Source organism: Nostoc sp. (assembly GCF_036916735.1).
GTDB lineage: Bacteria > Cyanobacteriota > Cyanobacteriia > Cyanobacteriales > Nostocaceae > Nostoc.
In genome coordinates this window covers 1-10,451 of record NZ_JBALFV010000043.1, presented here as the reverse complement: position 1 = coordinate 10,451, position 10,451 = coordinate 1, and the positions used below count along the sequence as shown (strand labels likewise).

The window sequence follows — 10,451 nt, the reverse complement described above, 5'->3', positions numbered from 1 at the left end:
AGTAGAAAAATCAAATCAGCCGCTATAAAGATTTAGTGTATCTAATTTCTGGCTACCCTAATTTTTCTCTCATCACAATAAATTAGCCCTGCTTTTTAAGGGGGGTTGGGGGGATCTTCGAGGAATAAACACGTTAACCGAACCGTATTGGGGCTACGCCTACGCATTTGCTCGATCAGCCATGCCTACGGCTGGCTACGCCTACGCAGATTTTATCGAGAACTTAATTGTGCGTTAAAGTTATCGTAAATTCAATGGTTTAATACCATTTCATAAAAAATATGATCCGAATATAGTGGTCTGTCAAATTCATTTTGACGATTAGAGAGACGCGATAAATCGCCGTCCTACAAGGATTTTGGTATTATGCAAAATCATTTTCATACGTGGAATCAGCAACGCCTTTTTAATTGCTACCTTTAACCAAGTTTGCCACCACTCTCACCAACTTATCTGGCTCGATTGGCTTGGATAGATGAACCTGGAATCCAGCTTGCAGAGCCAGATTGGACTCTTCATCTCTTGCAAAGGCCGTCAGTGCTATAGCTGGAATTTTTTTTCCTCGAGCTGCTTCGCTGATTCGCATTTTGCGAATCAGCGAATAACCATCTTCATCTGGCATTCCGATATCACTGACTAAAACATCTGGCTTGAAGTCTACCAGCGCTTCTAAAGCTTCAGCTACTAAGCTAACCGATATCACCTCTGCTCCAGACTGTTGCAGAATAAAGGAAATTAACTCACGAGTATCGGGACTGTCATCTACAACGAGTATTTGCAAACCTTTCAACGCTGAGAGGTTATCGGCTTTTACTTCACTCTCTTGAATTTGCTGCTCTTGTTGCAATTCTATGGTCGGCAACTGCACTGTAAATGTTGCTCCCCGTTCTTCCCCTTCGCTAGCTGCGTAGACAGTGCCTGAGTGCATTTCTACTATGTAGCGCACAATTGACAGTCCCAGCCCCAAACCACTCTCTGCTCTAGTAGTTGTGCTATCAGCTTGACGAAAGCGCTCAAATATAAAGGGTAGAAAGTCAGCACTAATTCCCTTACCTGTGTCTGACACAGTTATCTGGGCATTTGAGTTTACTTGCTTTAGATGTACTTCAATTCGTCCTCCACTCGGTGTAAATTTGACAGCGTTAGAGAGCAAATTCCAGATTACTTGTTGCAAACGTTCTGCATCACCCATAACCTCACCAGCTGAGGAATCAAGGTTAGACTTAACTTGAATATCCTTAATTTCAGATGTGGGATGTATAGCTTCAATGGCTGCGTTAATTACACGTACCAGGTCAACTTTACGGAGATTTAGGCTAATTTTACCTTGGACAATGCGGGAAACATCCAGGATATCTTCAATTAGTTTCCTCTGAAGTTGAGCATTCCGCTCGATTGTCGCCAGTGCCTTAGAGGTCATTGCCTCGTCTAATTTTCGATTACGGATAATTTGAACCCAACCCAGCATCGAGTTGAGAGGTGTGCGAAGTTCGTGAGAAACGATCGCTAAAAATTCATCTTTAATTCGGTTAGCTTCCTGGGCTTGCCGATAAAGCTGTGCATTTTCAATGGCAAACGCTGCTCTTTGGGCAAGTTCTTCAGCCATTGCCAGGTCTCCAATAGTGTAATGCCGTCCTGGTTGTGCAGACGCAAATATAATTGTCCCCAACTTGCTTTCACGCACCATCAATGGCACAGTCATCTGAGACTTAAGTTCGAGTTGGTGCAGCAGAAAGAGGTGTTCCTGGTTTGACGCAATTCTCTCTAATGAAGACTCAAGAATGGTTGTAGCCAGTTCCGACTTACCACTTCGCAAAACCTTCGCCGGCCCATAATCAGCATCAACAGAAATTGGATAGCGTTGTCGCAATTCTCTAACTATTGCTTCCTTTTGCGGTTCAGATGCAGCTATCACTGGGTTATTGAAAACCGCCAAATTATTTTCAACGACATCTACAATACACCAATCGGCTAGGGTAGGCACTGCCAATTGTACGACGCTAGTTAGGGTAGTGCGATAGTCTAAAGAAGATGCCAGTACACGACTTGCTTCAGCCAAAAAATCAGAACGCTTCTGTGCTTCTTGGGCTGCAATCCGGGCGGCTTGTTCACTAGCAAATAACTGTTCGCGCTCGGACTCTAAACGCTTACGCTTGGTAATGTCGCGCATTAACCAGCGCAGAGCAACTGGCTTACCTTCCTCATTACGGACGGTAACTACTGTCAAAGCAACATCAAAACAAATTTTTTCCCTTGGTTGTAAACACGCTTCCCATTCCCCGCCCTGGTCGAGATGCTGTAACTGAGTTAGGTAGTTAAAAAAATGTTGATGATCTGACCTGGCGATAAAAGTAAGTAGCGGTTTGCCAATCAAAAATCGCTGTAAAAGATTGAACTGTACACTAGCGGCACGGTTAGCTTCCAAGATGATGCCATTCGTATCAGTTACTATGTAACCATCAGGCGCAAAATCAAATAATTCTTGATAGCGCTGACGCTCCTTCTCGACTAATATTCGTGTTGCTTGTAGTTCCTCTGAGGCGATTTTCAGTTCTTCCAAAGTGATTTTAAGTTCTTCAAAAGCTTCAGTTGCTAGCTCTTGTTGCAAGTGCGGCTCATTGATAGTACTTTGCAAGAATCCCGTCACCCGTAAGTTAAATGTTTCTAATTGTTGACTAAAATCATCTACACTCATGTTGCTCACTTTGCTAAAACTAAGAAGCGTACGGCAGAAGAAATATCAAGCAAGTATAAGCCTAACTGTACGCTAAAAGTTGATCTTAAAAATATTGCTCAAAAGATAGAGTTTGTCTTGACAAGGTGAGTTAGACAAAGTGGATTAGACACAATAGTGTAATTATCTCAACCTCTAACTCCTACCTTAAAATAAATAATTCATAAAGAAATCCACCTAGAGGGTTGTACAGCAACAAACATAATAAATAGATTTAAGAAAAGATTTAAGAAAATTTTTATAGCTTAAGGAAAATCTAATGGTTATAGCAACAGTACCAGGACAACAGGTCAAAATCGGCCCAACCCAATTGCTGATCAACAATGAGTGGGTAGATAGCATCAGCGATGTCTACAACAGTCACTGAGCGCAGTCGAAGTGGTGACTGAGCGCAGTCGAAGTGGTGACTGAGCGCAGTCGAAGTGCGGGCTACACCTACGCCTACGCCGATTTGAAATAATCAACCTAACTACAGGCGAGGTAATCTGTAAAGTCTCAGAAGCAGATACCAGGGCAATACCATCATATTGTAGTTCGACCAGAAGAGGACAAGGGGAAATGGGGAGGGTTTTCTCGCTTTAACTTTTTGTCCCCTTGTCTGTTTCTTCAATCCCGAAATCTGAAAAATTCGGTTTTAGGGGGACGATAAATGTGATATTTGATCTGGGGTGGGCATGATAAATAGACTTGCATATAACTCCTAAAAAATTCTGATGATAAATGCGATCGTGACTAAATTTCGCCAAATTATGGCCAGGAGAAAAAGCCCGATTGGCAGATATGACCGTAAAAACAAAACCAGGCATTCCTTAGCACTGTATACCTGCATAGGATTAGTAGGTGGAATTCTGGCATTATTGTTAATGACATCGCCAGGACTGACCCAAAAACCACAACTCCAACAACCGTTATTAGTAGCTACACGAGTTATACCGCCTTTTGTGATCACAGACAAAGGTGAATTATCGGGATTCAGTATCGACCTCTGGCGCAGCATCGCCAACCAAATAGGTATAGAGTATAAATTTATAGAATATTCCTCTGTGCCGGAACTGCTTTCTGCTATTAAAGACAAAAAAGCTAATTTAGGGATTGCAGCTATCTCCATTACAGCCGAACGCCAGCAGGATTTTGATTTCTCATTACCCATTTTGGCTGGGGGACTGCAAATTATGGTACGAAACTCAGAAACCAACAACAGTGCCTTCCTAAATATTTTGCAATTATTTTTCTCTACTAGCCTCTTGCAGGTAATAGGCATTGCCCTAGTGTTAATTGTCGTAGCAGCCCACATTATTTGGTTATTTGAGCGCCATCATCAAAATGGGATGGTTTCTAAATCATACTTTCCTGGCATTTTCAAAGCTTGTTGGTGGGCAGCTGCCACATTAGCAACCCAAGCGGATGAAATGCCCAAAGGAGTACTAGGACGGCTAGTAGGTATTGTCTGGATGTTCATCGGAGTACTTTTCGTTGCCTACTTTACAGCCAGCGCTACTACCTCATTGACAGTACAACAGCTTCAAGGCGATATCAAGACTATAGACGATTTACCCGGCAAAGTAGTGGCCACAACTGCCGGTAGCACAGCCGCCGCATATCTGCGAGAACATAAGATTTCAGTTTTAGAAGTTACCAAAATTGAGCAAGCTTACAATGCTCTGCAAACAAAAAAAGCTGATGCTGTGGTGTTTGATGCGCCTGTACTTTTGTTCTATGCTGCCAACGAAGGCAAAGGGAAGGTAGAGATTGTTGGCAGTATATTGCGTGAAGAAAGCTACGGCATCATTCTGCCTAACAACAGTCCCTACCGCAAACCAATTAACCAGGCTTTGCTGAGTCTCAAAGAAAATGGTACTTATCAATCGCTATATGATAAGTGGTTCAATGCTGAAAAATCTTGAAGAAGGGAGAGGGACACTTCAACTGCGCCCAACTCTACCAGAGGCTGCGCCCTAAGCGTAGCTATGCCGCAGGCTTTACGGCTACCAAGAGGACAAGCGAGAGTGCATCGCTAGGAAATAGGGAACTCAAGGCCCCCTCTAGAAATTAGGGGCAATGGGGACTGGGGAATAACGGAGAATAACAAATGACCAATGACCAATGACCAACGACCAATGACCAATGACCAACGACCAATGACTAATACTCTTCTTGAGCAAGTTGAGCTTTTGCCTGTTGCCAAAGAGTTTCTAACTCATCCAAACTGTAATCAGAAAGGGGGCGATCAACAACCCCCTCCATTTTTTCTAATCGCTGGACAAATCGTTGATTTGTGCCTTGCAAAGCCGCGCTGGGGTCAAGATTATGCCAACGGGCTAGCTGAATCACTGCAAATAGTAAATCGCCTAATTCTGCTTGTTGCCGTTCTGGTGTTTCTTCAGCTAAAGCCTGTTGAAACTCTCCTAATTCTTCATGAAACTTATCCCAAACGCCTTGAATATTTTCCCATTCAAACCCGATTGCCGCAGCCTTTTGGGAAATCTTCATCGCCGCCGTCAGTGGGGGAAGGGTGCGCCCATAACGAGCAAGTTTAGCACTAAGTTTTTGCGCCTCTGGAGATGCTTCGCCTTTTTCCGCAGCTTTGATTTGTTCCCAATTTTGCCGCACCTCATCCACACTTGTCACCGACACATCACCAAACACATGGGGATGACGGCGAATCAACTTTTGGGAAATTCCCTGAGTTATTTCTTTCAAAGAAAATTGCCCAGATTCGCTAGCGATTTGGGCTTGCAATACCACCTGTAATAATAAATCGCCTAACTCCTCTGCGATCGCACCTTTATCCCCACTCTTAATTGCATCCACCACCTCATAAGCTTCTTCAATCACATAGGGTGTGAGGGTTTCAGGAGTTTGAGCTAAATCCCAAGGACAACCACCATCAGGCGATCGCAACTTCGCCACCACCTCAATCAATTCCTGCAACGCCGCCAAAGTATCAACTTTGTCACTTGTCATTTGTTATTTGTCCTTTGTCGTTTTTCCGTTGCTCTTTCTGCTAACTGTAGCTCGACGATTACCGCGACTTGCAACTTTCCGCTTTTTAATTTTGCCATTAGGAAGCAACCCACGAACGCCTTGTTTTTGAAAGCGCTTGTATGCCGAACCGCCCCAATCGGACAGAGAATGACTCATCGCACCGAGTTCTAACCCCAAAAACAAGGCGATATATTCAGTATCGTATTGCACGAGCGATCGCCCCACAGTTTCACTTAAATCCTGCCAATTAAAACTCAGATTCCATAACCTTTGGGCAACTGCCAAAACGAAAATTGCCAAAATAGCTAGCAAACATCCCAGATAAAGTATCCGCAAAATCGTGCCAATAATCGGCCCGTGGGATAAAAAAGAACGATGCCGGAGACTTTTTTGATAAGGTAGCCAAATCCAGCGCAACAAACCCCAACGTTGAAATTGTACAGAGTAAATATCCAAATCGGGGCCAAACATCAGCCCGCCAAAGAGAAACCCACCTGCAACTAACAAAGTCGCATTGCTACTGCGAGTTTGCCAGAAAGTAACGCCCGCCACAAACGGCAGAGCATACATAGTAATGCGATCGTGTGTCCTACCAGAGGGCATCCTAAATCCTGTTAGCGATAGCAGGGCGTTGAGCCAGTGCTGAGTTAACTAAATCACCGAACTTTTGAGCGGCAAAAACCGCCGCATAGAGTTCTCACTGAGTCAGTATAAGAGAAAAAAAGATTTTCTTAAAACTACTAGCGCAATGCGAAATGTTTTGCTATCTTAGTAAAGGATTGAATAAAAGGGCGGTTAGCTCAGTTGGTAGAGCGCCTGCCTTACAAGCAGGATGTCATCAGTTCGAGTCTGGTACTGCCCATTAAGTAAATTAAGGCTAGAGACAGCTTAAATGCAGTTTCTAGCTTTTTTAAATGGATTTACAATCTCTATTTGACCAGTTACTACTAACCCATATTGCATATCTTCAGAATAGAGAATACTTGCTCTTGCAAATAGGGCGCAAGAAATAATTAAACTATCCCAAAAAGAAACATTATATCGATTGCGGATGTCTGATGCAGATTCAAAAATAGTCAGATTGAATTCTACCACAGTGCAGCGACAATAAAGCGATTAAATCACAGCTTTAATTTGCTTTTCGTTAAAGGCTGCTTACTTCAGCAAATTAGCAGCAACCTGATTCACAACCTGCATACTAATGATAATTCCTTCAGCTTGCGTAATTGCTATTGCAATATCACGCTTTCTCGTTCTTTCTGCAACCTCCATCTTTTTATCATCAAATAAACGATAAAGCCAAACATTTGTATCAATAAAAGATGCACCAACACTCATAATTATCGGTTATAAATTTCCTCACGGCTGAGTACACCATCTACTTGAACAGGATTCTCTGTTAATTCATCAATCATGTCTGCTGGTTTAGATGATTTTTTCGTCACCAAAATGATTACTTTAATATCATCTCCTTCACTGAGTTCTTATTTGTACTCATCGGGAATCTGAATTAAATCATTTTGAATCTTTGCTTGAAATTAAACTGCTCTTAGCATCTTTAATTTCTCTTATATACGGTGTGGAAAATACATCATCTTTGAGACATCGACCCAAAGTAAAACTGCTCAAGCAATTAATCACTAGTTAATACTGAGGCAAGAAGCTCAGGACAAGACAGATGTGGGCAATGTCCAGCAGGTAGCTCAATGGCATCGACTCCTAAGCGCTTGTGTGCAGCGTAGCGTGACCATGTAGGAGATATTATTCGGTCATTGCTACAAACAATATATTTATGTTCAACATTTGGCAAAGCTTTTAGAGGATTCGTTTCAAATATATATGCCATAGATTGTTGCGAACGACTTTTCGAGATTGCCCACTCTGCTACATCCGGTTGACAATCATGAAAGAAAAACTCTTTTAATACTGCTTCGTCGGAATAATCTTTGCCTACGGAAGCTGGTTCATACATATCAGGCTCATCGTAGAACTGTTCGAGTTTACTTGGGTCTTTTGGCTGGTAATTGAATGATTTGAGTGTATCAGAATCAAGACGATGAGAAAATTGATCGAGTGTACTAATTCCGGGATAGGGAAGTAGCGCAGCCACAAACACAAGTTGACGCACTTTTACCGCTTCTGCAACCAGGGGAATTATAGTACCAGCCATTGAGTGACCGACTAGGACAATATCATCATCAGTTTTTGGCAGCGCTTGAATTACAACATCTGCAAGTTGGGATAAAGTAGCAGATGCATTTTCAATTGGCAAATCCATTGCTACGGTTTTGTGTCCCTGTGTTTCTAAGTAGGGAATTAGCAAATCCCAACACCAAGTGGCTTGGAAAGCACCGTGAACTAGACAAAAAAGACTCATATTAATTGAACAACAGTTAAAACAGGCCCAAAAGGTTGCAATAAAATACCCAAAATTTTATTAACTTCTTTAATATAGTACTCAGTCGAATCTATATAAACAGTTGTCCCTTCCAAAAATAAAAACTTCCAGTTAGTTCCACTAGTAACTGAGCCGTAAATCCGCCCAACTTCATTACCTTGATTTTGATTGAACAGTTGCGCCGCAATCATTGCCGCTACACATTGACCAAGACCGCCAATAATATCTTCTTTTTTTGCTTCAAAAATAAACATTACTGGAGCAGAAATAAATAACTGTTCTTGAGAATTGCTGATAATGTAATCGCAAAAACCTTGCAAGCCTTGAGTCACATCAACATTAAATTCATTTCCAGAGAACAGTGATATTTGATTATTTAATAATCGTCTGACCTCTGCCAGAATTGGTGCAATTAAAAACTCTGACCTAGCTTTTTCGGTTGAAATTGCAGTTGCTAAAGGAATGTAATCTATTAAAATCGTTCTCAGGGTTTCTGATGGTGTAACAGGTTTTGTATGAGCAAATAAATTACGAGTTTCATCAAGGGTTAAGTCAAAACTCTTTTTCACTTTAGCGAGACTAAAATCGCTGTATGCCATTTACTTGTGTCCTGCCAAGATTTGTTCAGCACTCAAATCCAAGTGTGGAAAAGTCGAAGAGATGATGTGTTCTTGTCCTCGGAATGCAACAGCATCATAGAACCCTTCTACTAAGGTGCATATTGTTACCACCTCTTGAATCGGGTCAACAATCCAGTATTCAGGAATTCCGAGAACAGCATACTCAGAACGTTTACTGCGGTAGTCTGTGGTTTGTGTATATTCGCTGACCACTTCTACTACTAGTATGGGAGGAGTTTCGTTGAGTTCAATCACAGCTTCTCGATTGGAAAGTGCTTCCCATTGCTGTGTTGGTAATACTATCACATCTGGAATTCGTGAAGTGTCCCAACGTCCAGAGCGTGGCGATCGCACTCCTACAGAAAACTTTTGTGCTGTCCAGTTCTTATTCATTTTGGCACTTTCGTAATCATTGCTTCGTTCTAAAAACTTGGAGATACCGCCGTGCTTGCCAGTGCCAACACTCATGGGGATTAATTCTCCATCTACCAATTCATATTGGGTATCCGTGCGATCGCTATATTTAAGATACTCTGCAAAAGTCAGTTTTTTGGTGGTTACAGTCATAGCGAATTGATGACTCAATACAATTATTCTATGCAATAAGGAAGATGAGGAAGATAGTGAAGAAATAATCAATACCTCATACTTCGGCTCCCTTCGGCTTCGCTCAGGGCAAGACGTTCAGTACAAGTGCCCAATTCCCTAATTCTGTAGCTTTTTAATCTCTGCATCTGTAAACGGATTCTTCCCCGCGCGTAAATCTTTCACCCAGCGCTGCCGTTGTGATTTACTATCTTTATCTTCAGTCTGGGCGATGTATGCCTCAAAGTCAGTAATCGCGCCTTGGGTATTGCCAGTCAGCGCCCTCGCCAGCCCCCGTCTATCACGATTATTGCGATCGTCAGGTGCAAGGGCAACGGCTTTGTCACAGGCAAATAACACATCCTTGGCATATCCTCGCAGACTCCCGTCCCAGCATAGTGCATTCCAAGAATCGGCAGAAATTTCCACGTTAGGATCTAACTTTTGGGCATCTGCGTAATCTGCTAGCGCTTCCTTGACATTACCCCCTTTCGTAATTCTCTCTGCTTCTGCAATCAAACGTTCCGCGTTTCCTTTGTTAGCAAACTCTTGTGCTTTTACCTTGGGGTTAAATTTTAAACTGGGATTCCATTTGAAGGCTGTGTCAAAGATCGCAACTGCATTATCAATATTGCCCTCTCTAGCTTCCTTTTCACCTTCTTGAACTAAAAACGGTGCTGCTGCTATTAAGTTCGATTTATTTTGGCAGACCTGTAATGTTTCTAAGTCTTTAGGATTGGTGACAAGATAATCATTCAGCCATTGACAACCGCGAGACAACAGTTCATCAAGATTGTCAGCCCGCCACACCTGCGCGGTGTTGTCCCAAGAGGCGGTGAGAATGCGTTTGCCATCCGGGCTAAAACTGGCGCTGTAGACTGGGCCGGTATGCCCTTTGAGTTCGGCGATTTGCTTACCTGAAATGTCCCACACCCGCGCGGTGTTGTCTAAACTGGCGGTGAGAATGCGTTTGCCATCCGGGCTAAAACTGGCGCTGGTGACAGCTTGGGTATGCCCTTTGAGTTCTGCGATTAGCTTACCTGAAATGTCCCACACCCGCGCGGTGTTGTCTAAACTGGCGGTGAGAATGCGTTTGCCATCCGGGCTAAAACTGGCGCTGGTGACAGCT

General features: G+C 42.8%; 8 protein-coding genes, 1 tRNA gene and 1 pseudogene. 2 read left to right on the top strand and 8 right to left on the bottom strand.

Annotated elements, in window-relative coordinates:
- Positions 1 to 406: 406 nt before the first annotated feature.
- Entirely contained in the window at positions 407 to 2,695 is a 2,289-nt protein-coding gene (locus V7L20_RS11130) for a PAS domain-containing hybrid sensor histidine kinase/response regulator (protein ID WP_334744134.1), read from the bottom strand.
- A 752-nt stretch (positions 2,696 to 3,447) separates the two neighbouring features.
- Here V7L20_RS11130 and V7L20_RS11125 point away from each other — a divergent pair.
- The gene (locus V7L20_RS11125) at positions 3,448 to 4,638 is read left to right on the top strand and encodes a transporter substrate-binding domain-containing protein (RefSeq protein ID WP_334744133.1); all 1,191 of its coding nucleotides are present in this window, start codon (positions 3,448 to 3,450) and stop codon (positions 4,636 to 4,638) included.
- A 238-nt stretch (positions 4,639 to 4,876) separates the two neighbouring features.
- Here the strand turns inward: V7L20_RS11125 and mazG are convergent, their stop codons facing one another.
- Together mazG and V7L20_RS11115 are read right to left on the bottom strand one after the other, a co-directional pair.
- On the bottom strand, positions 4,877 to 5,698 hold the full coding sequence (gene mazG / locus V7L20_RS11120) for a nucleoside triphosphate pyrophosphohydrolase (protein ID WP_334744132.1): 822 nt from the start codon (positions 5,696 to 5,698) through the stop codon (positions 4,877 to 4,879).
- A gap of 3 nt (positions 5,699 to 5,701) precedes the next feature.
- Positions 5,702 to 6,322 carry a metal-binding protein gene (locus tag V7L20_RS11115; protein WP_334744131.1) on the bottom strand — a complete coding sequence of 207 codons (621 nt, stop codon included), beginning with the start codon at positions 6,320 to 6,322 and terminating at the stop codon, positions 5,702 to 5,704.
- Between the two features lie 186 nt (positions 6,323 to 6,508).
- Between V7L20_RS11115 and V7L20_RS11110 the strand changes: the two genes are divergently transcribed.
- Positions 6,509 to 6,581, top strand: a tRNA-Val gene (locus V7L20_RS11110).
- Positions 6,582 to 6,874: 293 nt separating this feature from the next.
- On the opposite strand, the gene V7L20_RS11105 is transcribed toward V7L20_RS11110, so the two are convergent.
- The 5 genes and pseudogenes from V7L20_RS11105 to V7L20_RS11085 form a co-directional block, all read right to left on the bottom strand.
- Positions 6,875 to 7,057 (bottom strand): hypothetical protein, encoded by a 183-nt coding sequence (locus V7L20_RS11105; protein WP_334744130.1) that lies wholly within the window; start codon positions 7,055 to 7,057, stop codon positions 6,875 to 6,877.
- 295 nt (positions 7,058 to 7,352) lie between these two features.
- Positions 7,353 to 8,096 (bottom strand): alpha/beta hydrolase, encoded by a 744-nt coding sequence (locus V7L20_RS11100; protein WP_334744129.1) that lies wholly within the window; start codon positions 8,094 to 8,096, stop codon positions 7,353 to 7,355.
- Complete coding sequence (locus tag V7L20_RS11095) at positions 8,093 to 8,716, bottom strand: hypothetical protein (RefSeq protein WP_334744128.1); 624 nt, start codon at positions 8,714 to 8,716, stop codon at positions 8,093 to 8,095. Before V7L20_RS11095 ends, V7L20_RS11100 begins: the two co-directional genes overlap by 4 nt.
- Positions 8,717 to 9,304, bottom strand: a complete 588-nt coding sequence (locus tag V7L20_RS11090; protein WP_334744127.1) for a Uma2 family endonuclease — start codon at positions 9,302 to 9,304, stop codon at positions 8,717 to 8,719. It lies immediately after the preceding gene.
- Between the two features lie 138 nt (positions 9,305 to 9,442).
- A pseudogene (locus V7L20_RS11085) lies at positions 9,443 to 10,451 on the bottom strand (ribosome assembly protein 4); the annotation flags it as partial.

Excerpts from the sequence above, each read along its gene's own strand:
- V7L20_RS11125 (WP_334744133.1), top strand. The coding sequence starts at position 3,448 with ATGATAAATGCGATCGTGACTAAATTTCGCCAAATTATGGCCAGGAGA.
- V7L20_RS11100 (WP_334744129.1), bottom strand. The coding sequence starts at position 8,096 with ATGAGTCTTTTTTGTCTAGTTCACGGTGCTTTCCAAGCCACTTGGTGT.
- V7L20_RS11115 (WP_334744131.1), bottom strand. The coding sequence starts at position 6,322 with ATGCCCTCTGGTAGGACACACGATCGCATTACTATGTATGCTCTGCCG.
- mazG (WP_334744132.1), bottom strand. The coding sequence starts at position 5,698 with ATGACAAGTGACAAAGTTGATACTTTGGCGGCGTTGCAGGAATTGATT.
- V7L20_RS11105 (WP_334744130.1), bottom strand. The coding sequence starts at position 7,057 with ATGAGTGTTGGTGCATCTTTTATTGATACAAATGTTTGGCTTTATCGT.
- V7L20_RS11090 (WP_334744127.1), bottom strand. The coding sequence starts at position 9,304 with ATGACTGTAACCACCAAAAAACTGACTTTTGCAGAGTATCTTAAATAT.
- V7L20_RS11095 (WP_334744128.1), bottom strand. The coding sequence starts at position 8,716 with ATGGCATACAGCGATTTTAGTCTCGCTAAAGTGAAAAAGAGTTTTGAC.
- V7L20_RS11130 (WP_334744134.1), bottom strand. The coding sequence starts at position 2,695 with ATGAGTGTAGATGATTTTAGTCAACAATTAGAAACATTTAACTTACGG.